Origin of the sequence: Paraburkholderia sp. RL17-373-BIF-A (genome assembly GCF_046030175.1) — a bacterium.
Taxonomy (GTDB): domain Bacteria; phylum Pseudomonadota; class Gammaproteobacteria; order Burkholderiales; family Burkholderiaceae; genus Paraburkholderia.
The window spans coordinates 72,645-97,416 of record NZ_JARESO010000002.1; the positions used below are offsets into that span (position 1 = coordinate 72,645).

A 24,772-nucleotide genomic window follows, 5' to 3' on the forward strand; every position below is an offset into this window, starting at 1 on the left:
AACGGACGAATGCTGTGTCAGCGTGCGGCGTCGCCCAGAATGTCGAGGCTGTCGGCGAAGATCTCGTCGACGGTCAGCTTGCGTGGCAACAGCTGTTGCTGCTCGCAGAACGCAAGGGTTTCTTCAAGCGGCCCGCGCAGTGCGTCGTAGCCGAATAGCAGCTTGTCCGGCTTGTTGGCGTTTTCCGCGGCGTTCTCTGCGGCGGCCAATGCCTTGCCGCGGCTCAGCAGGTCGTACACGGCACGCACGGCTTGCGGATTCGAATCGGCCAGCGCTTGCGTCACCACCACGACGTGATTGATCGGCACGTAACGATGAAGCGTGTACCACTCGCGGTCGGCGGCGGCCGCATTGTCGATCAGCGGTTTGAATTCAGGCTCGTCCGGCAGATCGTTGCCGAGAATGGCGGCGTCGATCTCGCCCGCGCGAAGCATCGGCAGCAGTTGCTTGCCGGGGGCGGCGCGCTGCACGAAAACAGGGTCGGCATACTCTTCCAGATGCGCGCCTTCGATTGTCACCCATTCGATCTGTTCGAGCGGCACGCCATAGGTTTGCCCGAGAATGGCGCGTACCCACATGCCGGTGGTCTGCGAGTAGGCGCGCACGCCCACCTTCTTGCCTGCGAGACTGCCGACATCGAGTTTGCCCCGCTCCGCATTATAAATAATGCAGCCTTGCTGAAAGCGCGCGGCCACGACAGTGGGCAAGAGCACCACCGGCTTGCCATAGGCCTTCGCCTGCAGATACGTGACGATCGCCAGTTCGCTGACGTCGTACGCCTGACGGCGCGCCATCGGCGCGAACGCGCGATGAATCGGCTCGACGTCCTCGAACAGCAACTCGACGGCCGGGTCAGTCAGCTCGCCGGCTTTCAGCGCCCGCGTGTGCGGATAGGTTTTCAGCGCGGTCTTCAGGCGCAGCGGTTGTGTGGAGGTGCTCACAATCGGGTTTTCCTGTTTCGTTCGAGGTGAAGATATCAAGCGGCGAGTGCCGGATAAACCGCACGCGCGGTGCCGCCGAAAATCGCTTCGCGCGCGTCGGCGGGCAGCATCGACAGACTCTCGCGGGCTTCGGCGAGCAACTGCGGCAGCGCGCCTTCGGCAGCGGGAAAGTTCGAGCCCCACGCAATGCGATTAGCACCGAATGCATCGAGCACGCGCGGGAAGAATGCGGCGGGCGTCGACGCGCCACGCGAGGCTTCGACGATCGTGCGATTCGTGAGCTTCAGGAACACACCCTGATGCGACGCGAGGCTGAAGAGCGGTGCCGCTGCTTCGTACGGCGGGCCGCCAGCGAGTTCGGGACGTGCGAGGTGATCGAGCAGGACCCGGATGTCCGGAAAGCGCGAGAGCATGTTCACGAGCGCGGGAATGCCTTGCGCGGTCATCTGCAGGCAGATCGACACGTTGTGGCGCTGCGCGTAGTCCCATACCAGGAACGAGCGTTCGTCGTCGAGCCAGCCCGCCTGGCCTGGCATCGTGCTGCCGGTGGTGAAAAGACGCAGGCCCGAGAGGCCCGCGTCGAGCCAGCGCTGCATTTGCGTGACGGCGTCGCTTGCCAGCACGTCGATCGAAAATACGCCCGCGAAACGATCCGCATGGCTGCGCACCGCTTCGACCACATAACTATTGTCGTTGCCGTATACCGTCGAAGCTTGCACCACCACCGCGCGGTCGATGCCGGCTTCGTCCATCGAGGCGAGCAGACCTTCGAAACTGACCGGACGTTTCGCCGACCACTCCGATTGATGGCCGCCGACCGGCGCGAGTGGATAACGTTGTTTATCCGGGGAAATTGCGTGAGTGTGCGTGTCGATGACGACGGACATGAAGGCGCTCCTGACTGAAAACTTTCTAATGGAATGAGCGTTACTGTAAGCGCGATGTGGCCGGAGTCCTCAATATGAAGTGAGGCCCAGCCCATAGATTTACGTTAAGCTAAGGGTTTTCACATAGCCGGTTTGGAGGGTCGATGGAGGCTGTCGAACATGCATCGGCGGACGACGATCTGGCGCGATTGAGGCGTCTCTTCCTGTTCGACGCGGTGTGCGAAGCCGGTGGAATCGGGCAGGCGGCGGTCCGCGCGGGGCGCACGCAGCCGGCTGTGAGTGTCGCCATTAGCAAGCTGGAAGCGAGCTTTGGCGGCCAACTGTTCGAGCGCGGTTTCGGCGGCAGCGAATTGACGGGCGAGGGCGCGATCCTGCAGCGGCGCGTGCGCCGCATGCTCGATCAGATGGAGCGTGCCGTGACGAGCCTGAGCGGCCAATCGGCGGCAAACGCGGCCAAGATTTGCCGCCGTCTGACCGACGCGCAGGTGCGCTGTCATATCGCCATCGCCAACGCGGGGTCCGCGGCGGAGGCCGCGTTGTCGTTGGGCATTTCACAGCCGGCGGTGCATCGGGCCGCGCGGCAAATCGAGCAGAACGTCGGCGTGTCGCTTTACCGGCGGCGCGTGCACAGCGTGTCGGCGAACGCCGCGGGGATCGAATTCGCGCGCTGTCTGAGTCTCGCGCTCTACGAGATCGCGCAGGCAGGGGAGGATCTGGCATACGCCCGCGGGCAGCTCACCGGGAAGGTGGCGATCGGCGTCTTGCCGTTGCTGCCGTCGCGGCTCGTCGCGCGCGCCATTCAACGGCTGCGCGAGCGCTATCCCGCCGCGCGCGTCACGGTCGAAGAGGGTTCCCATGCGCTTTTGCTGCACGAATTGCGCAGCGGCATGATCGACATCATTGTCGGTGGTTTGCGCGAGCCTCGCCTCACGGGCTCCGTGCAGGAAACCGAACTGTTTGCCGATCCTTACGTCGTGGCTGTGCGCAAGGGGCATCGACTGGCCAAACGGAAAACCGTCGGGCTTCTCGATCTCGCCGACTACGACTGGGTCATGCCTCAGCGCAACGTGCCGCGACGCGCGGTGATCGATTCGATTTTCGGGCAGTTGCCCGTCAAGCCGCCTCTGGTGCTCGAGACCAGTTCGCTCGCGATGATGCTCGCGATGCTGATGGAGAGCGATTGCATCACGCTGCTATCCCGTGCGCAGATCCGCGACGCCTATCCGGGACGCGAGCTGGTGGCGCTGGAACTGGAGACGCCCGAGGCAAGCCGGGCGGTCGGCTATACCGTGCGCACCGACTGGCTGGGCACGGCGGTGCAGCAGGCCTTCGTTGAGGTTTTGCGCGGAGAATGCGCGGCCGAATCCAACTACGAGCCGTGACGGCCGGTGCGCTACCCGAACGGCGATTTGCGGGTAAACCCGATTAGGTAATTTGCATAAAAGTAAAATATTGACGTTAAATTAACGACCGACTACCTTTACCTCTAATGCGACGGACTACCCGGGGCGCAGCAATCGCGACGAGAGAGTTGCCATGTCACACACCCTGTTTCGACGTTTTCGAGGATTGGTCGTCAGCGCCCTGATGGGCGCAGCAGTGCTCATGTCAGCGCCGGCCTTTTCGGCCGGCGACACGTTGAGAGTTGCAACCGAGGGCACCTATCCGCCGTGGAGCTTCAAAGACGCCTCCGGCCAGCTTCAGGGCTTCGACGTGGACATTGCGAATGCCCTTTGCGCACAGATGAAGCTGAAATGCCAGATCGTTGCGCAAGCGTGGGACGGCATCATTCCTGGTCTTCAGGCCAATCGATATGACGCCATCGTCGCGTCGATGTCGACGACGCCTGCGCGACGCAAACAGGTTCTGTTCACCAACAAGTACAAGGACACGACGTCGAGCTTTATCGCGGCAAAAGACAGCGGCATCAAGGACGTCTCGCCCGCGGCACTGAAGGGCAAGCGCATCGGCGTTCAACGCGGCTCGTCGCAGCACCAGTGGCTCGTCGCCAACGGTTACGACAAGACGGCGTCACTCGTGCTGTATGACGATACCCGTCAGCCGGAACTGGATCTCGTAGCAGGTCGCGTGGACCTCATCATCGGCAACAAGGCGACCTTCTATTCCGACTTCTTCAAGCGACCAGACGCGAAGGACTTCGCGTTCATCGGACCTGAATTCAAAGGCGGTGTACTCGGGGACGGGAACGCAATTGCGGTTCGCCTCGACGACACGGAACTCTGCAATCGTATTAACGCAGCGTTGGCCGCGATCATGGCGAACGGCACCTACGACCAGATCAGAAAGAAGTATTTCCCTTTCGCTCTGATGTAATGCGGGAGCCAGCATGCTCAGCTTCACTCTGAACGGTTATGGCGGACTCATTCTGCTTGGGGCCCTGACGACTCTGCTGGTCGCACTCGCGGCCGCAGCGATCGGCTCGGTAATCGGAATACTAATGGCGGCTGCCAAGCTGTCTCCGTTGCGGCTTCTCAGGCAGTTCGCCGGGGCCTACACGACCACCATACGAGGTGTGCCGGACCTGCTGGTCATTTTCCTTGTGTATTACGGCGGCAGCGCAACCCTTTCTCATGTCCTGGGCCGGCCCATTGAAATCAATGCGTTCGGGGCGGGTGCCGTGTCGCTGGGACTGGTGTTCGGCGCCTATGCGACGGAAATCTTCCGGGGCGCAATTCTGGAAGTTCCGCGCGGCCAGTTTGAAGCCTCCGCAGCGCTGGGATTGACGGGCGCAGGGGGCTTTGTGCACGTCATTGCACCACAGGCGTGGCGCCTCGCCGTACCTGCTTTCGGGAATCAGTTGACCGTATTGCTGAAAGAAACTGCGCTTGTCTCGCTGGTCGGTCTGGAAGACCTGATGCGAAGAACAGGCTTTGCCGTCGAAGCGACAAATCGCCCGTTCTTCTTCTACCTGATTGCCGGCGTGCTGTACTTCGTTCTCAGCTTCGCTTTGACAAACGTTTTTAGCACGGTTCGTCGCAAGACATCGACCGCATTGGCGAGGTGACGCATGTTCGACTTCTCATTGCTCATTTCGAGCTTTCCGCGTCTGCTCGCTGCCTTGCCCATCACGCTCGAATTGTTTGTCGCCATCGTGGTCGTCGGCATCATTGTGGGCGTGCCCACGGCGCTTGTTGGATTGAGCTCGTCCAGGGTTCTGAGCGGTAGCGTTAAGTTTTACATCGGCGCATTCCGTGGCACGCCGGCGCTCGTGCAATTGTTCTTTCTCTACTACGGATTCGGACAGTTCTCTTTTATTCGACACTCCGTGGTCTGGCCGCTCTTGCGTGACCCATTCACCTGTGCAGTCATTGCCTTGGGCCTGAATTCGGGTGCGTACACGGCGCGCATTCTGATGGGGGCGCTGTCTGCCGTGCCGAAAGGCATTGTCGAAGCTGCCGAGGCACTCGGGTTAAGTCGAGCCTCCATACTCACTCGCATCAAAGCACCGATCGCTATTCGGATTGCAATCCCCGCCTATGCGAACGAAACGATTCTGAACCTGAAGGCGACGTCGCTGGCATCGACGGTGACCATCATGGAATTGACGGGAACGTCGAAGTTGCTGGTTAGTGAAACTTACGCGCCCTATGAGATTTTCGTCGCCGCTGGATTGATTTATCTCGCGATGACGTTTTTTCTCTCGCACGCGTTCCGGATTCTCGAACTGAACATTGCACGCAGAACAGGGAAGGACGTCAACGTCGTCAACGCTCGAAAGCCCAAGCAAGCCGCGATGCTGAAGTCTTCAGATTCTGGTGACGCTCACGCGACCTAGTCGTCATATGGCGCATCTTGATAGGCGGACTCATGCCTCCGAGTCCCTTACGAAAAGTTAATGGAGAAACGCAAATTGCTTCGGTTTCTGACACTTGGACCAAGTGGCAGCAATCACGAGTTCGTGACTGCCCGATACATTCAACATCACGGTCTGGAAGGACGGGCGTCGATGGCGCTGGTATTGAGCTTTGACGAGGCCGCACGACTGGTGATCGACGGCGAGGCCGACTATATCGTGCAGGTTGCAGTCCATCCTTCGACGGCTGACATCGTTGCGAAGTACCGCAAACAACTTTTCGTCATCGATGCATTCGTCTCTTCCAGCAAAGACATGGCCGTAGTGACCCGCGTCGACGTCGAGATACCGCGCACGCTCGCACTTCAGCCCGCCACGCGCGACTATGTCAACACAGATGGACTGACGCTCATTCCGGAGACATCGACAGCCTCGGTTGCGAATGGACTCCTCTCGGGCAAATACGAAAGCGGTCTGACCTACTCGTCCCTTGCTACCGAGAATCCCACCCGCTTCAGAATCGACGAGCGGATCGGAACTGTCGACGACCCCTGGATTGTCTACGGCCGTGAGCGGCTGTCCGACGGCCAGGTTGTCGCCTGGAAGGAGAGTCCGGCGGCTCAGGCATTCCACGCTCAGACAATCACGCGGCTTGACACCTGAGTCGCACGACAATGCACAGGACTTTCGCTATGAATACGATCCCCAATAATGAATTCGCGATATCTATCAACGGACTCTCAAAGAGTTTCGGCGAGTTCAATGTACTCAATTCTATTTCGCTGAATGTCCGGCGAGGTGAAAAGATTGTTCTGTGCGGACCGTCCGGCTCCGGAAAATCGACACTGATTCGCTGCGTGAATCGACTGGAGAGGCATGATTCGGGAGATGTTCGCGTCGACGGAATCGAGCTCAATGACAATGTGAAACACGTACGCATGATACGTGCCGATGTCGGCATGGTGTTTCAGCATTTCAATCTGTTCCCTCACATGACGGTGCTGGCAAACTGCACCTTGGCTCCCATGCGTGTTCGTGGTTTGAAGCGGAAGGAGGCCGAAGCACGGGCGCTTGAAATGCTCGAACGCGTTCGCGTGGCGAGTCACGCCGGGAAATACCCTTCCCAGCTTTCCGGCGGTCAACAGCAGCGGGTGGCTATCGCAAGAGCGCTCTGCATGTCGCCGACCATCATGCTGCTCGACGAACCGACGTCCGCGCTCGACCCGGAGATGGTCAGGGAGGTGCTCGACACGCTGACGCTGCTCGCGCAAGACGGCATGACCATGCTTTGCGTCACCCACGAAATGGGATTCGCGAGGGCGGTGGCCGACCGCATTCTGTTCATGGACCAGGGTGAGATCGTAGAAGACAACGAGCCTGGCCACTTCTTTGATGCGCCGAGGACTGAGCGAGCGAGGCGATTCCTCAGTCAGATGATTCACAAATGAATATGTCATGTTAGGCATGCGCGAGAACTCGAACTTTTCAAAGAGGTCGAGACGCTTCGCCCACAATAAAACGGTATCCCGCAGATCTTCAGGAGTAAAGCATGGCCACAATCAGATTTGGCACCCTTGGCCCATCCGGAACGAACCACGAGTATGTGACGCGTCGTTACATTGAATTCCACGGCCTCGAGGCGGAAGTCAAACTCTTTGATAATTTCGACGACGCGCTAGCTGCGTTTGACGCCGACGAAATCGACTATCTCATTCAGTGCGCGGTTCATCCGGATACCCCGCGTGTGATGGGCAGTAATTTCCGTGAGCGGTTCGTTGTCGACACGTTCATCTCGCCGAGTCAGACATTGGCGATTCTCACGCGTAACGACGTGGACAAGCCGGAAACCATCTCGCTCGTTTCTCCCGCAACCGATGACTACGTCGACCTCGGCGCGTATTCCAGGCGGATTCCTGCAGTCTCGATTCCGGTGGCTTTCGAGCGACTGATGAAGGGAGAATGCGATTCCGCGCTGGTCTATCGATACTATTTCGACTCGCAACCGGAGACGCTGCGAGTGGATGCCACGATCGGTTCGCCCGATGACGCCTGGATCGTGTACGGCCGAGAGCGCGTTGGAGCGGGAGAGATTGTCGCCAGTCGAGAAAGCGCGGTGGCAAAGCAATTCGCAGAACTGCAGCGGTCGCAACGATAAACCGGTGCGTGCGATAGGGTGGTTGCGAGAGGCTACGGCCTCTATTTTCTAGCTGTATTCGCGGATGTTGAAGAACACTGCGAGAAATTTGACCGGCACGCTTTCGATTTCTTCCGGACCATGCGCCGCATTCGGGTCGAACAGCAGGCTGTCGCCGGGTTTCAGGTCGTAGAGCCGATTGGCGTAACGGTATTTCATCTTGCCTTCGAGTACGTGAAGGAACTGAATACCCGTTGTCTGGTGGGTTGACCACGGCTGGGACTTTTCGTCGAGCGTAACGACATACGGCTCCACGGAGAGATTCCCTGACAATACGTGGCCAACGAGCCGATAGATGTGGCCATACGACGAACCTTCCCTGTCGACAGTCACGCCTTGTCCCGCGGGTACGAACGAGCAGTCGTGGCGCTCGCTCTGATCGACGAAAAAGCGCGATACAGGTTTGCCCAACGCATTGGCCAGCCGCGTAAGCGTTTCTATCGACGGAGTGGCCGTTCCTTTTTCGATTCTTGAGAGCATCGAATGGGAAATGCCGGCCATTTTCGCGAGGGTGCCCGAAGCGATTCCTGCTGAGGTTCGGAAAGCATGAATCTGTGCAGCCAGAGCACGGGACACTTTCTCCACTGCAGGGTCCGTCTGCTTCTCTGCTACCTCGATGTCCGGAGATTCTTCAGCGGGTGGCTGACTCTGAGTTTTTGGCATGGTGCCTTCAATGAAGAAGCAGTTCAAAGATGACTACTTGTTGCCATTATATGAGGCATTGCCACGCATGAGTGGCAAGTCAACGGCTTTTTGGCAGTGCCGCGCGAGATAGCAAAGGAGACTGCGTTGATGCATATTCGCCCTATTGCACCGACAGATGCACGTTCCGTTGCGCACCTCGTGGATGCGCTTCTTGTGGAGCTTCACAATGGCGAACTTGAACACGCGGATCGAGTGTCTATCGCTGAAGCCGTTCTGACCCAAGCGAGTCGCTGCTTCGGATATCTGGCGCTCGAAGGGGATAGTCCCGTAGGCGTACTTCTAATGACAGAAGGAATGGCAATATACGCGGGAGGGGCCTTCGGACAGATTACCGAGCTATATGTCCGACCCGAATGCCGGTCTGGTGGATTGGCCGCGGCGCTGGTCTGCGAAGCCGCGAGGTTCGGCAAGGAGCGCGGATGGAAACGACTCGACGTGGGCGCTCCCGGTCAGCCCCGTTGGAGCCGGACGCTTGCGTTCTATCTGTCCGTGGGTTTTGTCGAGGTTGGACCACGGTTGCGTCTTGACTTGTGAAGATTGAGCGCCTGCGATTACCCGAAAGCGACCTCGTCGAACTAGATTCGTATCACGTGGACATCGCGTCACAACCCGGTGATTTCAGAGCCGTGAAGGAGCGTTATATTCGTTCCGACTTTCCTGCATGGACGATTATGGTTGCGGCGCTGAGGGAATAACGCCGAAGTCTCGCGGCGTATTTTTGCCGGGTTGCAAAGGCGGGCTTCATGGGCGGCTGAAAATGTTTGTACATTACGATATGCAAGCATAACGGTTTCGGCAACGGCCGGCCGCCACCGCACCCTTGAGCGCCCACTGATGAACCACATCGTATTCTTCGAAGGCCTGCTTCTCGTACTGCTCGGCGCGTGCGTGCTATCGCTCATTGCCAGCCGTTTCAATCTGCCGTCGGCTGCCGTATTGCTGGTCGGCGGTGCGGCGATCGGCTTCGCGACCGATGCGCCCGTCGTTGCGTTCGACCCCGACGTCATCATGGTCGTGCTGATTCCGCCGCTGCTGATGTCCAGTGCGTTCTATACCGCCTGGCGAGAGTTTCGCCGCGAGACAGCGCCAATCGCGTCGCTGGCGCTCGGGTCGGTGATTTTCACGACTGCGTGCGTCGGGTGCGCCGTCCATTGGGTCGATCCACAGTTGCCGTGGGCCGCGTGCGTCGCCCTCGGCGCGATCGTGTCGCCGCCCGATGCGGTGGCGGCCAAAGCCCTGCTCGGCGAGTTGCCGTTGCCGGAGCGGCTGGTCACCGTGCTCGAGGGCGAAAGCCTCGTCAACGACGCGTCAGGGCTCGTGATCTATCGCTTCGCGCTGGTTGCGCTGGCGGCGGGCACCTTCAGCGCGAGCGACGCCGTCCTCACCTTTTCGACGCTTTCGCTCGTCGGCATCGCAACGGGCGCGCTCATCGGCTGGGCAACGATCAAGCTGCTCGGCTGGCTTGAAGACGCGCATCTGGCCGTCGTGCTGACCTTCCTCGCTGCGTGGGCCGCGTATCTGCTCGGTGAACGCCTGCATGGCTCCGGTGTGCTGTCGGTGGTGGTGTGCGGCCTGATCGTTGGACTGTGCCAGCACATGACACTCGACGCGACCACGCGGCTGAAAACCACGGGCACGTGGGACGTCGTCGTCTTTGTGCTGGAAGCGCTCGTGTTCATCCTGATCGGCGTGTCGCTGCCCGGTACGCTGGCAAAGCTCGATGCGGGACACACGTTCTCGTGGTGGCTGCCCGAGCGTGTGTGGGTGGTGGCCGGCGTCACGGTCGCGGTTGTGATCGTCGCGCGGTTCGTCTGGGTGATGGCGGCGATCGCGTTGCCCGAATATCTCCTCTCGCGCGCGCGTGACACCCAGCCCAGAACGGACCTCAAGCAGGCGACGATTCTCGGTTGGGCCGGAATGCGCGGCGTTGTGAGTCTCGCCGCTGCACTGGCGCTGCCCGAGTCGCTAGCCGATCGCGATCTGCTGATTTTCTCGACATTCGCGGTGATCTTCGTGACGGTCCTCGTGCAAGGTTTGACGCTGGCGCCGCTCGCGCGCCTGGTCGGTTTCAACGATGCTCACGCGTCCGCCGAATCGAAATATCTCACGCAATATCAGGCTCGATCCCTCACGTTTCAGGCGTCGCTGGACGCGCTGAAGCAGATCGACCTCGCGCAATGCAAAGGCAACGAAGACGTGGTGCTGCGGCTGATCGACGAATACAGCTATCGTATCGACAGCAACGTGCGTGCGCACACGGGCGGCGAAACGCTCGTGCACTTGCGGCTGACGCGGCTGAACCTCGGGCTGCGAGCGGTCCAGGCGGGCCGCGCGGCGCTGCTTCAGTTGCACGACGAGAACCGGATCAAGGACAAGACCCTGCACCGGATCGAATCGGAACTCGATTTCGAAGAGGCACGGCTGAAAAAACTGTTGGGGCCGTGAGGCGGCGATGCGCGAGGAAAACGGCACAAGTGGAAAACGCGATGCTTACTGCCGGGCTGTTCCGTCGCGCTGCTCCGCTCGGCCGCCAAAACGGATCTCGCCGGGCCCGGCAAGCGCGATCGTGCCGAACAGAATCAGCAGCATCCACGCGAACTGTCCTTCCGCCAGCGACCAGTCGCGATGGACGAAGGCCAGCGCGACCACCGTGACGATGAGGATCGGCAACGCAGCGAGTCGCGTCGCGATCCCGAGGATCATCAGCGGCGGACAGATGACTTCCGCGAAAATCGCGAATGTAATCGACACGGTTCGACCCAGGTGAAACGGATCTTCGATCGCCGCTGCCTGGCTCGCGTAGTGCATGGCTTTCGGCAAGCCGTGAACCACGAGGACGAGCAGGCTCGCGGTCACTCGTAAATACAGCAGTCCAAAATCCGCGGTCGTTGCCCTTAATTTCACACGCGCCTCTTTGTTCTCGCCTGGATTGAGCGATCATAGGCTAGCGCGGACTGAACGTCCTTCCAGATTCCTTAAGTGTTCTTAAGCGTGAGGTAAAAGGTATTCGCTTTGACCGCTAACCTCGAGCGTCGGTTGAAAAAATCTGAACGACCGGGGCTATTTCGACTTGCTAGCTCGTACTCGTCAAAGCGACGATAAAGTCAAGAAATACCCTTGCCTTGGCCGGCATGTGGTGCCGCGACGGATGGTACGCATAGAGCGGGAAGCGCTCATCCGGCCAGTCTGGAAACAGGATGACGAGCCGGCCCTCCCGGATCAGGGGCTCGGCTCCAAGCAGCAGCATCTGCGCGACGCCGGCGCCAGCCAGACACGCGTTGAGGAGTGCGCTCGGATCATTCACCGTAAGCCGACCATTCGTTTCGACAACGAGCTTTTTGCGCTTGCGATGAAACTCCCACGGATACGGCTTTCCGGTATCCGGGTTCCGGAATTCCAAACACCTGTGCTCCCCGCGACTCAGCTCTTGAGGCTCCGCCGGCCGCCCCCGGCGAGCGAGGTACGAGGGAGATGCGACGGTGACAACCGCGGTGTCGAGGAGCTTTCGCGCGATCAGGCTGGATGAGCGAGGTTCGCCGAAGCGCAAGGCCAGATCGAAGCCGTCCATGACGAGGTCGCCGAGTTGATCTCTCGCAATGAACTCGAGTTCGAGTTCAGGATGCGCATCCATGAATTCGTCGAGCTTCGGACCCAGAATGATCCGCGAAAAGACCGGGTCAAGATTGATTCGCAGCTTCCCGCGCACGGTCGCGGCGCCTCCTGCCGCGGCTGCGGCGGCTTCCTCCATGCCCCTCAAGTGCGGCATGACCTGCTCGTAGAACCGCCGGCCCGCTTCGGTCAGGGACACGGCGCGGGTCGTCCGATTGAAGAGCCGTGTTTTCAACCGCCTTTCGAGTCGAGCGATTGCCCGGCTAACCCCGGGCGGCGACATACCCATCAATTCGGACGCGGCTGCGAACGTTCCCGCATCGACGACGGCGGCAAATACGCTGATACCGCTAGAGAGATTCTCGCTGGACGATCTCATGGGCGCTGCATCCTGGTCATTTAATGGTCGGAAGACGTTCAGTCGAATGCCAAGCCGCTATCGGCTGGCCCTGCACCGTGCGTCAAAAACCGCACTATGACTCATTAGTAACCAGCAGTCACTTCACAAGTGTCATTCGTGTCATTTAGTTTCTCATCGCGTTTGCCCACAATGCATCCCAACAGGTCGTTTCAACCTCAGCGATTCAAAGGAGCATTGCCATGAGTACCCGTCATCTCGCACTTGCCATCGCGGCCGCCATCGCCTTCCCTGTCGCTGGATACGCGCAGGAATCCAGCTCGACTGTCACTCGTGCGCAGGTGCGCGCAGAGCTTGTGCAACTGGAAAGCGTGGGCTACCGGCCCGGCCGCGCCAATGATCCGCATTACCCCGCCGACATTCAGGCTGCCGAAGCGGCTGTGGCGTCGCAGAAGGGCGCCGAGTTGATCATCGGCAGCAGTGTGGGCGGTGTGCGCAGCGGCTCGTCCGCGTCGGGCAACCGCGTCACCGCAGCGGCGGCCCCCGCGAATGCACCGTTCGATTCGCTTTACGCACATCGCTGATCGGCACGTCACACCCATCATTGTTCATTCCAATTTCCAGGGAGTAGGAGATGACCGTTCAACTCACCCGCCGCGATCTGTTGAAGCGAGCATCCGGCCTGCTGGCCGTCGCCGCAGTGGGCGGATTGACCAGCATCGAGACCGAGGCCGCGCAGGTGCATCAGGCGCGTAATCGCATTCTGGTGCGCAACCCTGCCTTTGCCTCGATCGACCTTTCCTTGCGGGAGGCTGTCGACAATGGCACCGTAGCCGGTGTGGTGGCGATGGGCGCCACGCAGCGCGGCCTCGTCTACGAAGGCGCATCAGGCCATGCCAATCCCCAGGCCGGTACGGCAATGACGCCCGACACGGTGTTCTGGCTGCTATCGATGACCAAGGCGATCACCGCCACGGCCTGCATGCAACTCATCGAGCAGGGCCGGCTTCGGCTCGACCAGCCCGCAGACGAGATCCTTCCGGAACTGAAGTCGCCGCAGGTGCTGGACGGCTTCGATGCATCGGGACAGCCGAAACTGCGTCCTGCACGAAACGCGATAACCGTGCGTCATCTGCTGACTCACACGTCCGGCTTCACGTACAGCATCTGGAGCGAAAACATCAGCCGGTACGAAAAGGCGACCGGCATGCCGGATATCGGCTACTCGATGAACGGCGCGTTCAAGGCACCGCTGGAGTTCGAACCCGGCGAACGCTGGCAGTACGGCATCGGCATGGACTGGGTGGGCAAGCTGGTCGAGGCAGTGACGGATCAGTCGCTGGAGGTCTACTTCCGGGAGCACATTTTCGCGCCGCTCGGCATGAGCAATTCGGGATTTCTAATCAGCGGCGCGCAGAAGCAGCGCGTCGCGACAATGCACAACCGGCAACCCGACGGATCGCTCAAGCCCGCGCCGTTCGAGATCAACCAGCGGCCCGAGTTCTTCATGGGCGGCGGCGGTGCATTCAGCACGCCGCGCGATTACATGGCGCTTCTCCAGATGCTGATGAACGGTGGGACGTACCGTGGCGAGCGAATCCTGCGCGCCGACACCGTGGCGACGATGTTCCAGAATCAGATCGGAGATCTTCAGGTAACCGAAATGAAAACGGCGCAGCCGGCGTGGTCTAACAGCTTCGATCAGTTTCCCGGGACGCCTCACAAGTGGGGGCTCTCCTTCGACATCAACACACAGCCCGGTCCGCATGGCCGTAGCGCGGGCAGCATCAGCTGGGCGGGGCTGCTCAACAGCTATTTCTGGGTCGATCCGGTCAGGAAGGTGGCCGGCACGCTGTTCACGCAGATTCTGCCGTTCTACGACCCTCGTGTGGTGGATCTGTACGGACAGTTCGAGCAGGGGCTGTATCACGGTTTGCAACATGCGTAAGCCCCGCTCACGGAGCGGCACACATCTATCTATGCAAGGAGAAGCTGCAATGTATGCAATCACAGGGATAACAGGCAAGGTCGGCGGCGCGGTGGCGCGCACGTTGCTCGCCGCGGGCCAGCCGGTACGCGCGGTGGTACGCGATGCCGCCCGGGCACGTTCGTGGGCTGAGCGCGGGTGTGAAGTGGTGACAGCCGAGATGGACGACGCGGCGTCCCTTACCGCCGCTTTCGAGGGCACGCAAGGCGTGTTCATTCTGCCGCCGTCCGAGTTCGATCCGTTGCCGGGCTTTCCGGAGGCACGTGCTGTCATTGACGCCGTGAGCGAAGCGCTTCAGTCGGCGGCACCGGGCAAGGTGGTCTGCCTGTCGACGATCGGCGCGCAGGCCACCGAGACCAATCTGCTTACGCAACGTACGCTGATGGAGCAGGCGCTGCGCGATTTACCGATGCCCGTGACATTCCTGCGTCCCGGCTGGTTCATGGAAAACGCCGCGTGGGACGTCGCGCCGGCCCGCGACAACGGGATCATCTCCAGCTTTTTGCAACCGCTCGACAAGGCCGTGCCGATGGTCGCGACCGCGGACGTTGGTCGCGTTGCCGCGCAACTGCTTCAGCAAACGTGGCGCGGCGCGCGTGTCGTCGAATTGGAAGGGCCGCAGCGTGTGAGCCCGAACGATCTGGCCGAGGCGTTTGCCCGGGGGCTGGGTCGTCCGGTTCGGGCGGAGGTGGTGCCGCGCGAGACATGGGGCGAGCTGTTCCGCTCCCAAGGTACGAAGGACCCGTTGCCGCGTATGCGCATGCTCGACGGGTTCAATGAAGGCTGGATCGCCTTCGAAGGCGATCCAGCCGACGTCGTCAAGGGCGAGGTGGAACTGGAAACCGTTCTGCGCGACCTCGTCTCGCAGGCGGGCTAACGCGGGCGCATCCGGTGACGCGTGCAGGATGCCGCGTCGCCGGGTGCTCCGCGCTCATCGTTCATCGATGGATTCATATCAAGGGATTCGCTATGGAATACAGCACACTCGGCAGGTCTGGGCTGCGCATTTCGCGTCTTTGTCTTGGCGCCATGACCTTTGGCGCCGGTACCGGCATCTGGGGCGAAATTGCCGGCCTCGACCGTGCCCAGGCCACGCGGCTTGTCGCGATGGCCGTCGAGCGCGGTATCAATCTGATCGATACCGCTGACGCCTATTCGCAAGGGCAATCTGAAGCGGTCGTCGGTCAGGCGCTGGCCGATCTTGGACTCGACGAATCGCGCATGCTGGTCGCGACCAAAGTCCGGCTGCGCACAGGAGCCGGCCACAACGACGTCGGGCTCGGCCGCTCGCACATCATGCGGTCGGTGGAAACGAGTCTTCGGCGTATCGGCCGGGATCATATCGACCTGTTTCAGTTGCACGACCGCGATGAACTCGTTCCGCTGGAAGAAACGCTGCGAGCTCTCGACGACCTGGTGAGGCAGGGCAAGGTGCGCCACCTCGGGGTCTGCAACTTCAGCGCGGGCGACCTGGAGCGTGCACAGGGCATTACCGCGCGCACGCACTGGGCCCGCATTGTCAGCAATCAGGTTCACTATGCGCTGACGAGCCGCGACGTCGAGCATGAGATCGCGCCCGTGGCAAAGGCGAACGATGTTGCGCTTATGGTGTGGAGTCCGCTCGCGGGCGGATACCTGAGCGGTAAGTACACGCAGGGAAGCAGCGGCGAAACCGGGCGTCGGACCAGGCTGAATTTTCCGCCGATCGATCCCGCAAAGGCGGATCCTATCGTTCGCGTAGTGTGCGACATTGCTGCGGAGTTGAACAGGTCGCCCGCTCAGGTGGCATTGGCGTGGATTCTGGCACGCCGTGAAGTCTGTTCTGTCATTGTGGGCGCGCGCACGCCAGAGCAACTGACCGCTAACCTCGACGCTCAGCAGATCGCGTTGAACGCAGCGCAGACCGAACGTCTGAATCAGGTTTCGCAGCCGCACCTGCCTTATCCTTACTGGATGCAGCAGTTCCACGACAAGGATCGGGTGGTGGTCTGATTGCTTGGCAAGTGACAATTCTGTCACCCGATCGAGGGCGACGAAAGAATGCAGCGGATGCCGTGCCGCTCTACGCGACACGGCATCCGCTGCTTGCACAAAAAAGCGCGTGTTGACGTGCGGCTTAGACCAGCGTCAGCTTGACGTCGATGTTGTTGCGCGTCGCATTCGAATAAGGACAGACCACATGCGCCTTGTCGATCAGCGCTTGCGCCTCTGCGCGGTCCATGCCCGGCAGCGAGATTTTCAGTTCGACTTCGATGCCGAAGCCATTGGGAATCTGTCCGATGCCGACGCTGCCGTCAATGGCGACGTCCTTTGGCAACGTGATCTTCTCGCGCGCGCTGACCGCCCTCAACGCGCCGATGAAGCACGCGCTATATCCCGCCGCGAAGAGTTGCTCGGGGTTGGTTCCGTCGCCGCCTCCGCCGCCGAGCTCCTTCGGCGTGGTCAGCTTGAGATCGAGGTTGCTCTCGGGAACCGTCGCACGCCCGTCGCGCCCGCCGGTGACGTGCGCATGAGCACGGTACAAGACTTTTTCAATCGACATTCGAGACTCCTTTACGTGTCAGGGTGGTCGAAGACTTCCCGGTGCGTCAGCAAGTTGAAGGCCGCGCCGTGAAGCGTCATGCACAAGCATACTCAAAGCGACGCGAACGCGCTCGGTGCGAGCCGGGCCGCTCGATCAAGCGACGTGTGCATGCGTGATCAAGACGATAGTACCAACGCAACAGTCGTGTCGACCGGACAATCACGAAGCAAACCCAACCGGTTGTCTAGCCCGACAGCGCAAGCATCTCCTGGGAAGCGAGGTAGTCGCAGTAACCGGCACGAAACGCGAGCAAGCCGCGCACACGCTAGCATCGCACAGCCGGAAACGCCCGTGGCGCGGGCCTGCGCGACCCATGGCACGAGCACGGTGATGCGAGTATTGAATGTGAGCTTTTACTCGTAATATCCTCCGTACGGAACGCAACGAGCGATCCGATTCAACGGAGATCGACATGACCGATATCACGACCGCCATGAAGCTCAATCACGTGAGCTTCCCTTCATCCGATGTGCGTGCCACCGCCACCTTCTTCGAGGACCATCTAGGCTGTACGGTTGCCGCGCGAGGGACGAGCTGGTTTCTGAAACGCCCCGGATTCGACATCGTGATCGATGATGCCGCCGACCATCCGGTGCAATGGCCTCACAACTTTCACATCGGCTTCGAACTGGCGTCGCTCGGTGAGGTTCGCGGGCTTTACGAGCGGATGGCCGCCGCGGGTGTCGTGATGAAAACCGGCGTCTTCAAGCATGAACGCGGCTCGCGATTTTTCTGCGAGGTACCCGGCGGCGTGCTCGTCGAAATCAATACGCGTTCGGATGCCGACGACCAATATCGCGGCACCTTCGACCTCTGACCTTCTCGGCGATCTTGCCGCGAATGCTGAATGCCGAATGCTGAACCGAAACGCCGGAATCAGAAGCTGACGAATGCCTGCACGAGCCGGTTAAAAGCGCCGGCGTTCGACACATTCATGCCGTGCGACGCGCCGGCGATGGTTTGCCGCTCCGCATAGTCGATCCATTCCGCGAGCTTTTCGACGTTGTTGCGGAACATGCGCGGGCTGCGCTGCCCGTCGATCAGCAGCGTCCTGCACTTCACGCCGCGCGCGGTTTCGCGGGAATAGGCGGGCAATGGATCGCGGAGCTGCTTGGGCAGCGTGCCCGCGTTGTCGATCGCCATGGTGCGGAATGCAACCGGGCTCTTGCGCCACGATCCGGGCACGCTCACCGAATCGACGAAAAGCTCCAGACCCGCATCGATCTGCTGGCTCTCGATGAGTTCGGCGACGCGCGCACGCAGCACATTGGTCGTGGCCGGCAGCATCGCGTCCGGCATGCCGTCGATCTGCAGCGGACCGCCCGGGTCCGCGAGCGTCAGCGTCTTCACGAGCCGCGGATAGTCGCGCGCGACATGAAACGCCACGCAGCCGCCGCGCGAATGGCCGACCAGATGGACGGGCCCGAGGTCGATCGCCTCGATGAACTCGGCCAGCTCGGCGACGTGCGTCTGCCAGCCGAACTCGCCCTGGATGCACGCCTCGCTCGCCGGCCAGTAGTGGCTCAGGCTCACCGAGATGCAACGGAAATGCTGCGAGAGCGCTGCGGTCTGGGCATTCCAGTAGCGATAGTCGCACAGCGAGCCGTGCACGAACACGAGCGGCTCGCCTTCTCCGCACTCGACGTACGGCACGCAGATGCCCGATGTGATGGTCGCAAACGACAGTTCGGGTACGGCAAGCACTGAGAGGTCGGTACGGGCGTTCATGGACTGGCTCCTTTGCGGCCACTATGCCCCATGTCGCTACTTTAGAAAATCGCGTAATATTGATCGAATCTATCTACTTTTCTGATACCAGACCCATTGAAAGCCCTCGACCTGGACGTGATGACCATGATCGTCGCCGTCGCCGACACCGGCAACATCAGCCGGGCGGCGGAAGTCGTGCATCGTTCGCAATCGGCGGTGAGCATGCAGATCAAGACGCTCGAGACCGCGCTGGGCAAGCCGCTGTTCGTGCGCAAGCCGAGAAACGTGGTCCCGACGCAGGACGGCGAAGTGCTGCTGACGTACGCTCGCCGCATGCTCGCATTGCGCGACGAGGCGTGGGCGGCGGTGGTCCGGCCGGACGTGACCGGGCGCGTGAGCATCGGTGTGCCGGACGACTACGCGTCGTCGCTGCTGCCGCCGATCCTCAAGAAGTTTTCCGCGACCTATCCGAAGGTGGAGATTCAGGTCGTCGGTTTGCCGAGCGTCGCACTCGCGCCGATGGTGAAAGACGGCTCGGTCGATCTCGTGTGCGCGACGCGAGTCAAGGGCTTGTCAGGCGAATTCATCCGGCTTGAGCCGATGGAATGGGCGGCGGCGCCGAGTGCCGATGAAATATGGCGCGAGCGGCCATTGCCGATCGCCGTGTTCCTGCCGGGCAGCGTCGCACGCGAGAACGCAATTCGCAGCCTGGAGCGGGCGAAGATTCCCTACCGCACCTCGTATGAAAGTCCGAGTCTGCTGGGCCTGCTGTCGATGGCCGAAGCGGGGTTGGCGATTGTTCCGCTCGCGCGATGCGCGGTGCCGGCACACTTCACGCTGCTTGGACGCGCGCACGGATTGCCCGAGATCCCCGCGCTGGAAATGGTGCTGGCGCGCAGCACGGCTTCGAATCGTCCGCCGTGCGATTTTCTGGCGGAGAAGATTGTTTCGGAGTTGCGGCGCTAGCTTTCCGGCATTCGGGTCAGCGGCCCGAGATCATTGCCCGATTTCAGCGGCCTTGAGCGCCGCTTGCGCGTGCAACTCGTCTTGGCGATCGAACATGCCGATCAGAACGATCTGCGATTCCGCGCAAGTGCGGGCCGACGACGCGCTGAGCACGACGCGATTGCCGACCACATGCAACTCATGCAACGCGCCGTCGCTTTCCAGGCGCACGAAGCCTTTCGCGCGCAGCAGCTTCGCCGAAAAACTCCGCAGCGCTTCCTTCAGCTTCTTGCGGCTCAGGCACGCGTTGGTGGTAAACGAAAAGCTGCACAAATCGCGCGGCGTGGGAGAGGCGGAGAGCGGCAGTGCGCCGGTGTTGCGCGCGGGCAGCACATGCCGGTCGAAGATCAGACCGAGCGGCACGGCTGCGTGCGTCGCTTGCACGATGACACGGCTATTCGCAAGCGCTTCGACGCGCGCTTTGACAACTTCGCGCGAAGGCTCGCTGAGCAGATCCATCTTGTTCAGCACGATGGCCGTGGCACCCGCAATCTGCCGCTGCGCGATGTCGCCGACATAAGGATCGGCCAGCGTTTCTTCGACGCGTTCCGCGTCCACCAGCACGACGATGCCGTCCAGACGAAACGCGCGATCGAGCAAGCCGATCTGCGCGATACGCACCGGGTCGGACACGCCGCTCGCCTCGATGATCAGCAGATCCGGCGCGTCGCTGCGCGAACTCACGGCAAGCAGCGCTTCGACCAGCCGGCCGCCGATCGAGCAGCACACGCAGCCATTCTCAAGATTGATCACGTCGTCGGTGCGCTGGCGAATCAGCGAAGCATCGATATTGATCGAACCGAAGTCGTTGACGAGCACGGTGATGCGCCGCGATCCGGCGTTGCTCAGAATATGGTTGAGCAGTGTCGTCTTTCCCGCGCCGAGATAGCCGCCGATGACGACGAGCGGAATCGCACTCATCCCGCCGGCGCCTGGAAGATGCGCCCGCCGAGTACCGTGCCCCACACTTCCAGATCCTTGAGACGCTGCGGCGCGACCTCGGCCGGGTCTTCGGCGAGCACCGCGAAGTCCGCGAATTTGCCGACTTCGATACTGCCCACCAGATGGTCCAGCTTGAGCGTGTAGGCTGCGCCGAGCGTGATCGCGCGCAACGCGTCGGCAACCGGCACGCGTTCATTGGCGCCGAGCACGCGGCCCGACGCGGTTTCGCGCTGCGACGCGCACCATGCGGTGAAGAGTGGATTGAGCGGCGTGATGGGCGCATCGGAATGAAAGGCGAACGGAATGCCCAGGCGGCGCGCCGACTCCGCCGCGTTCATGCGATTCGCGCGATCCGCGCCCATGGTTTGCGTATAGTGCGCGTCGCCCCAGTAGTAGATGTGGTTCGAGAAGAAATTGATGCACAGCCCGAGGCTCGCCGCCCGCGCGAGCTGGCTGGCGTCCGCCATCTGGCAGTGCTGCAGCGTATGCCGATGATCGCGTCGCGGATGGAGCGTGAGAAGCCGCTCGAAGGCATCGAGCACGAGTTCGGTCGCCTCGTTGCCGTTGGTGTGCACGTGCAGTTGCAGGCCGGCTTCGTGAAACGGCGTGAACACTTCGACGAACTGGCTCGGTGGAATCAGCCACAAGCCATTGGGCTTGCCGTTCAGATAGCCGGGCCATTTCAGGCGCGCGGTGAAGCCCTGAATCGATCCGTCGACGATGAACTTGACGGGCCCGAAGTGCAGCTTCGGCGTCGCGGTTTCCATCGCGGAGAGCACTTGTTGCGCGCCGCCTTCGGGACTGCGTTGCGGTGCGAAGGCGGGCACGATGCGCACCGGAAAATCCTCGTTGGCGGTGACTTCGCGCAGGTTGCGGTTGCCCAGTTCGGAGAAGTCATTGACCAGGTCGGTCGCGGTCGTCACGCCGGCGAGTTGCGCGACCCGGCCGAAATTCCAGATGGCCTTCGTGCTTTCGCTCGCGGCGATCGAGAGGCCGGCGCCGATCACGCGGTAGACCGGGAACATCGCGGCGAACTCCTGCAACTCGCCGGTCGGCTGTCCGCTCTCGTCCTTGTCGATGCCGTCGATATCCGTTTCCTCGTCGATGCCCGCAAGAGACAGCATCGCCGAATTGACGTTCATCAGGTGCACGCTCGCATGCAGGATCACGATGGGCCGCTTGGCCGACACCGTGTCGAGTTCGCGCACGCTCAGGCGTTGGGTGCCGAAGAAGATCGGATCGAAGCCCCACGCGAGCAACGGAGCATCGGCCGAGGTCATCTCCGCCTGGGCCGCCTTCAGACGCTCGATCACGGCGTCCAGCGTCGTCAGGCCGGGCCAGCGCCGGCCGTCGGGGCCGCGGCGGTCGTAGTAGCCGACATAGACGGCGTCCCACATCGCGCCTTCCATCAGATGGCAATGGCCTTCGACAAACCCCGGCATCAGCACTTTGTCGCTGAACGTATCGACGATTTCCGCGTCGCCCCATTGCTTCACGTCGTCAGCGCCGCCTACCGAGAGGATCTTGCCGTCGCGAATCGCGACGTGCGTCGCATAGGGTTGCATGGGATTCATCGTCACGATCTTCTTCGCAACGAAGACTTGTGTCGGGTGCTGCTCTTCTCGTCGAGTCATAGTGCAGTGATTGAAGTTCGTTCAGCTCGGTTTCAACCGAGCGCGTGCGCGCGGCTCGGTTTCGCGGTGAGGTTCACCGCCGTCAGCACCAGCAGATTCACGCCGAGGCATACCAGTCCCAGATTGAATCCGCCGAGGTCGATCTGCAATACGTACAGGATGATCGCGAGAACCTGCCCGGTCAACATGCCGGACGCGATGGCGGACGGCCGCACGCGCAATCCGAACAGCACGACCATCACGCCGGGGAAGAACTGCGTCACGCCGTAATACGTGGTGTTGATCAGCGTGAGCATCAGATTCGGCGTGAGCAGCGTCATCACGATCGACACCAGCAGGTACAGCACGATCACCACTTTTGCGCTCGTCTTCTGGCGGGCTTCCGGCATGCCCGGCAGGAGATTGCGTGTGACGATCGGGCCGATTGCGAGACAGATGCCGGCCAGCACGAGCAAGCCGGAGAGCGACGCGCCGGCGGCGACGAGTCCGAGCAGCCAGCCCGGCAACAGCCGGATCGCGGCAGCGAAGAATGCTTCATTGGGCGACGCGAGATGCAGGTTCTGACTGATCGCATAGTACGACGCGACCACGAGAAACGGATACATCAGCATGTAAAGCGGCATGGCGACCTGCGTGCGGCGAATGGTGTTCGCGCTTTTCGCGGTAAAGAAGTTCTGCACCGCGAACGGCATGACGTAGAAGCCGAGCGACTGGAACAGCATGGTGCTCATCGAGAAGGTCAACTGGTGCGAATTCATCCGGTTGCTCACATGCAGGCTGGCCGCATGAAACACTTCGGTCACGCCGACTTCCATCGAGACAGCGACACCGGTGACGACGATCGCGACGACCATCAGGATATCCTTCAGCACGGCGATATACGCCGATGCGCGCACGCCGGCGATCGCGATATAGGTGAACGCGAGCAACGCCGCAAACAGGATCAGATACAGCGGTTTGAAGTTCCAGCCGAGACCGTTCAATGCGGCCACTAGCCCGGTGAACTGCAACTGCCCCCACGGAAGCAGAAAGACGATCGCCGAGCCCGCGACGATCAGTTCGAGCGAGCGGCTTTGAAAATGTCCCTTGAACAGATCGGGCAGGGTGATCGCGTTATAGCGCTTGCCGGCTTGCCAGATCTTCGGACCGATGAAATAGCCGACGGGATAGGCCAGCAGAATGTAGCCGAGAAACCAGACGCCGTAGGTCGGTCCTTTGGCATAGATGCCGCCCGGAAAGCCGACCATCGTGCCGATGCTGTAGATCTCGCCGGCCGCGAGGAAGAACACGAGGTAGGCGCCGAATTGCCGCGACGCCACGAAGAAGTCATGCACGCTTTGCGGACCACGTCCCTTGTTCGAACGGATCGCCAGGTAGAGCGAGAAAGCGAGAAAGCCGAGAAAGACTGCGGTGGCCATCCGGACACTCCTTTAGCGGTTTTGCGGGTGAGACTCGTCGTGGCGGCAGTCGAACACGCGCCAGCAGATCATCAGGCACCCGGAGGCGAGGATGAACCACGCGAAGATCCAGGCGTAGATGAACGGCACGCCCAATACGAAGCGGTCGACGGACGCCACCCACGGCAGCAGGCCGACCACGCCCAGATAGGGAATGCCGAGTCCGATAAACAGTTTGAGCACCTTAACTCCTCGCAGCGTGAAGTCGTGGACAGGCGCGGCCAACAGCTCTGGCAGTCGCGCAAGGACAGGCAATCGGTGAAGATAACGGCCAGTACCCTCAGTGTTGCCGAACAAAAAAATAGAACCATAGAGCCAGTTGCCGGGAGTCTATGAGTCCAATTCAGCAAATGCCGTGGATACGGCGAAACCCGCGCCCGTATTCGCTGCACCAGGCGAAAGCACCGCACTGGACCTACCCGTCGGACAGACCCCCTGCCTACAATTTCCTCACGGATCGCCAGCCGCCGGCTGCGTCTCATGCCTTATCGAAACGAAAGCGAAAGTCATCCAGGAGGAGAAAGCAATGGCTCAAACACAGACCCCGCTGCAGCACGTCACGGCCGAGACGCTGGCCGCGTTTTCCGATGCGTTCAATCGTCATGACGCGGATGCGTTGATGACCTTCATGACCGACGATTGCGTGTTCGATGCAGCAGGCGGTCCGGAAGTCTTCGGCACGCGCTTCGTGGGCCGCGACGCGACTCGCGCGGCGTTTGAAGCGGTCTTCAAGACCTTTCCCGACGCGCATTGGGGCAAGGGCCGCCACTACGTGAGCGGCGAACACGGCGTGTCCGAGTGGGTGTTCACCGGAACGCACGCGGAAGGCTGGCGTATCGAGGCGGAAGGTTGTGACCTGTTCGAGTTCCGCGACGGCCTCATCGCGGTCAAGCGGGCCTTCCGCAAGGAACGTCCGAAGCAGAACCTCGCACGCTGATCGGGAGC

The 24,772-nt window shown here is 61.2% G+C and carries 27 protein-coding genes; 16 read left to right on the forward strand and 11 right to left on the reverse strand.

Annotated elements, in window-relative coordinates; all coding sequences use genetic code 11:
* Window positions 1-17: 17 nt before the first annotated feature.
* Window positions 18-941: a substrate-binding domain-containing protein gene (locus tag P0D80_RS02340; RefSeq protein ID WP_408175150.1), complete on the reverse strand. Its 924-nt coding sequence runs from the start codon at window positions 939-941 to the stop codon at window positions 18-20.
* A gap of 35 nt (window positions 942-976) precedes the next feature.
* Window positions 977-1,828, reverse strand: coding sequence for an amidohydrolase family protein (locus tag P0D80_RS02345; RefSeq protein ID WP_408280797.1), 852 nt, complete (start codon window positions 1,826-1,828; stop codon window positions 977-979).
* A 143-nt stretch (window positions 1,829-1,971) separates the two neighbouring features.
* On the opposite strand from P0D80_RS02345, the gene P0D80_RS02350 reads away from it, so the two are divergent.
* From P0D80_RS02350 to P0D80_RS02380, 7 genes are all read left to right on the forward strand, one after another.
* Window positions 1,972-3,210: a LysR family transcriptional regulator gene (locus P0D80_RS02350; RefSeq protein WP_408175147.1), complete on the forward strand. Its 1,239-nt coding sequence runs from the start codon at window positions 1,972-1,974 to the stop codon at window positions 3,208-3,210.
* A gap of 154 nt (window positions 3,211-3,364) precedes the next feature.
* Complete coding sequence (locus tag P0D80_RS02355; protein WP_408280801.1) at window positions 3,365-4,162, forward strand: transporter substrate-binding domain-containing protein; 798 nt, start codon at window positions 3,365-3,367, stop codon at window positions 4,160-4,162.
* 13 nt (window positions 4,163-4,175) lie between these two features.
* A complete protein-coding gene (locus P0D80_RS02360) occupies window positions 4,176-4,853 on the forward strand; it encodes an ABC transporter permease (protein ID WP_408280804.1) in 678 nt (225 codons plus the stop codon).
* Between the two features lie 3 nt (window positions 4,854-4,856).
* Window positions 4,857-5,624, forward strand: a complete 768-nt coding sequence (locus P0D80_RS02365; protein WP_408280807.1) for an ABC transporter permease — start codon at window positions 4,857-4,859, stop codon at window positions 5,622-5,624.
* Window positions 5,625-5,684: 60 nt separating this feature from the next.
* A complete protein-coding gene (locus tag P0D80_RS02370) occupies window positions 5,685-6,305 on the forward strand; it encodes a type 2 periplasmic-binding domain-containing protein (protein ID WP_408280810.1) in 621 nt (206 codons plus the stop codon).
* Between the two features lie 29 nt (window positions 6,306-6,334).
* Window positions 6,335-7,090: an amino acid ABC transporter ATP-binding protein gene (locus tag P0D80_RS02375; protein WP_408280813.1), complete on the forward strand. Its 756-nt coding sequence runs from the start codon at window positions 6,335-6,337 to the stop codon at window positions 7,088-7,090.
* A 101-nt stretch (window positions 7,091-7,191) separates the two neighbouring features.
* Window positions 7,192-7,797, forward strand: coding sequence for a hypothetical protein (locus P0D80_RS02380; protein ID WP_408280816.1), 606 nt, complete (start codon window positions 7,192-7,194; stop codon window positions 7,795-7,797).
* 48 nt (window positions 7,798-7,845) lie between these two features.
* Here P0D80_RS02380 and P0D80_RS02385 read toward each other — a convergent pair whose 3' ends face one another.
* Window positions 7,846-8,526 (reverse strand): helix-turn-helix domain-containing protein, encoded by a 681-nt coding sequence (locus P0D80_RS02385; RefSeq protein ID WP_408280819.1) that lies wholly within the window; start codon window positions 8,524-8,526, stop codon window positions 7,846-7,848.
* 102 nt (window positions 8,527-8,628) lie between these two features.
* On the opposite strand from P0D80_RS02385, the gene P0D80_RS02390 reads away from it, so the two are divergent.
* Both P0D80_RS02390 and P0D80_RS02395 read left to right on the forward strand, forming a co-directional pair.
* Entirely contained in the window at window positions 8,629-9,075 is a 447-nt protein-coding gene (locus tag P0D80_RS02390; RefSeq protein WP_408281450.1) for a GNAT family N-acetyltransferase, read from the forward strand.
* A 300-nt stretch (window positions 9,076-9,375) separates the two neighbouring features.
* Window positions 9,376-10,986 (forward strand): Na+/H+ antiporter, encoded by a 1,611-nt coding sequence (locus P0D80_RS02395; RefSeq protein WP_408280821.1) that lies wholly within the window; start codon window positions 9,376-9,378, stop codon window positions 10,984-10,986.
* 45 nt (window positions 10,987-11,031) lie between these two features.
* On the opposite strand, the gene P0D80_RS02400 is transcribed toward P0D80_RS02395, so the two are convergent.
* Window positions 11,032-11,445 carry a DoxX family protein gene (locus tag P0D80_RS02400; RefSeq protein ID WP_408280824.1) on the reverse strand — a complete coding sequence of 138 codons (414 nt, stop codon included), beginning with the start codon at window positions 11,443-11,445 and terminating at the stop codon, window positions 11,032-11,034.
* Between the two features lie 169 nt (window positions 11,446-11,614).
* Window positions 11,615-12,529: a LysR family transcriptional regulator gene (locus P0D80_RS02405; protein ID WP_408280827.1), complete on the reverse strand. Its 915-nt coding sequence runs from the start codon at window positions 12,527-12,529 to the stop codon at window positions 11,615-11,617.
* Between the two features lie 221 nt (window positions 12,530-12,750).
* On the opposite strand from P0D80_RS02405, the gene P0D80_RS02410 reads away from it, so the two are divergent.
* The 4 genes from P0D80_RS02410 to P0D80_RS02425 all read left to right on the forward strand — a co-directional run bounded on the left by P0D80_RS02410 (window position 12,751) and on the right by P0D80_RS02425 (window position 16,487).
* Entirely contained in the window at window positions 12,751-13,092 is a 342-nt protein-coding gene (locus P0D80_RS02410; RefSeq protein ID WP_408280830.1) for a DUF4148 domain-containing protein, read from the forward strand.
* Window positions 13,093-13,142: 50 nt separating this feature from the next.
* Window positions 13,143-14,456 (forward strand): serine hydrolase domain-containing protein, encoded by a 1,314-nt coding sequence (locus P0D80_RS02415; RefSeq protein ID WP_408280833.1) that lies wholly within the window; start codon window positions 13,143-13,145, stop codon window positions 14,454-14,456.
* A 49-nt stretch (window positions 14,457-14,505) separates the two neighbouring features.
* The gene (locus tag P0D80_RS02420; RefSeq protein ID WP_408280835.1) at window positions 14,506-15,372 is read left to right on the forward strand and encodes an NmrA family NAD(P)-binding protein; all 867 of its coding nucleotides are present in this window, start codon (window positions 14,506-14,508) and stop codon (window positions 15,370-15,372) included.
* Between the two features lie 92 nt (window positions 15,373-15,464).
* The gene (locus P0D80_RS02425) at window positions 15,465-16,487 is read left to right on the forward strand and encodes an aldo/keto reductase (RefSeq protein WP_408280838.1); all 1,023 of its coding nucleotides are present in this window, start codon (window positions 15,465-15,467) and stop codon (window positions 16,485-16,487) included.
* A 124-nt stretch (window positions 16,488-16,611) separates the two neighbouring features.
* Here the strand turns inward: P0D80_RS02425 and P0D80_RS02430 are convergent, their stop codons facing one another.
* Window positions 16,612-17,037 carry an organic hydroperoxide resistance protein gene (locus P0D80_RS02430; protein ID WP_132378002.1) on the reverse strand — a complete coding sequence of 142 codons (426 nt, stop codon included), beginning with the start codon at window positions 17,035-17,037 and terminating at the stop codon, window positions 16,612-16,614.
* Window positions 17,038-17,491: 454 nt separating this feature from the next.
* Here P0D80_RS02430 and P0D80_RS02435 point away from each other — a divergent pair, with 454 nt between their 5' ends.
* The gene (locus tag P0D80_RS02435) at window positions 17,492-17,896 is read left to right on the forward strand and encodes a VOC family protein (RefSeq protein ID WP_408280843.1); all 405 of its coding nucleotides are present in this window, start codon (window positions 17,492-17,494) and stop codon (window positions 17,894-17,896) included.
* Window positions 17,897-17,955: 59 nt separating this feature from the next.
* Here the strand turns inward: P0D80_RS02435 and P0D80_RS02440 are convergent, their stop codons facing one another.
* Window positions 17,956-18,807, reverse strand: coding sequence for an alpha/beta fold hydrolase (locus tag P0D80_RS02440; RefSeq protein WP_408280846.1), 852 nt, complete (start codon window positions 18,805-18,807; stop codon window positions 17,956-17,958).
* Between the two features lie 126 nt (window positions 18,808-18,933).
* Here P0D80_RS02440 and P0D80_RS02445 point away from each other — a divergent pair, with 126 nt between their 5' ends.
* Window positions 18,934-19,755: a LysR substrate-binding domain-containing protein gene (locus P0D80_RS02445; RefSeq protein ID WP_408205121.1), complete on the forward strand. Its 822-nt coding sequence runs from the start codon at window positions 18,934-18,936 to the stop codon at window positions 19,753-19,755.
* A 30-nt stretch (window positions 19,756-19,785) separates the two neighbouring features.
* On the opposite strand, the gene P0D80_RS02450 is transcribed toward P0D80_RS02445, so the two are convergent.
* The 4 genes from P0D80_RS02450 to P0D80_RS02465 are packed head-to-tail and all read right to left on the reverse strand — an operon-like array spanning window position 19,786 to window position 24,010.
* The gene (locus tag P0D80_RS02450; RefSeq protein ID WP_408280849.1) at window positions 19,786-20,715 is read right to left on the reverse strand and encodes a CobW family GTP-binding protein; all 930 of its coding nucleotides are present in this window, start codon (window positions 20,713-20,715) and stop codon (window positions 19,786-19,788) included.
* On the reverse strand, window positions 20,712-22,370 hold the full coding sequence (locus P0D80_RS02455) for an amidohydrolase (protein ID WP_408280854.1): 1,659 nt from the start codon (window positions 22,368-22,370) through the stop codon (window positions 20,712-20,714). Before P0D80_RS02455 ends, P0D80_RS02450 begins: the two co-directional genes overlap by 4 nt.
* A gap of 32 nt (window positions 22,371-22,402) precedes the next feature.
* Window positions 22,403-23,788, reverse strand: coding sequence for a sodium:solute symporter family protein (locus tag P0D80_RS02460; protein ID WP_408249119.1), 1,386 nt, complete (start codon window positions 23,786-23,788; stop codon window positions 22,403-22,405).
* Window positions 23,789-23,800: 12 nt separating this feature from the next.
* Entirely contained in the window at window positions 23,801-24,010 is a 210-nt protein-coding gene (locus P0D80_RS02465; protein WP_408280858.1) for a DUF3311 domain-containing protein, read from the reverse strand.
* A gap of 343 nt (window positions 24,011-24,353) precedes the next feature.
* Between P0D80_RS02465 and P0D80_RS02470 the strand changes: the two genes are divergently transcribed.
* Window positions 24,354-24,764, forward strand: coding sequence for a nuclear transport factor 2 family protein (locus tag P0D80_RS02470; RefSeq protein ID WP_408280861.1), 411 nt, complete (start codon window positions 24,354-24,356; stop codon window positions 24,762-24,764).
* Window positions 24,765-24,772: the final 8 nt, after the last annotated feature.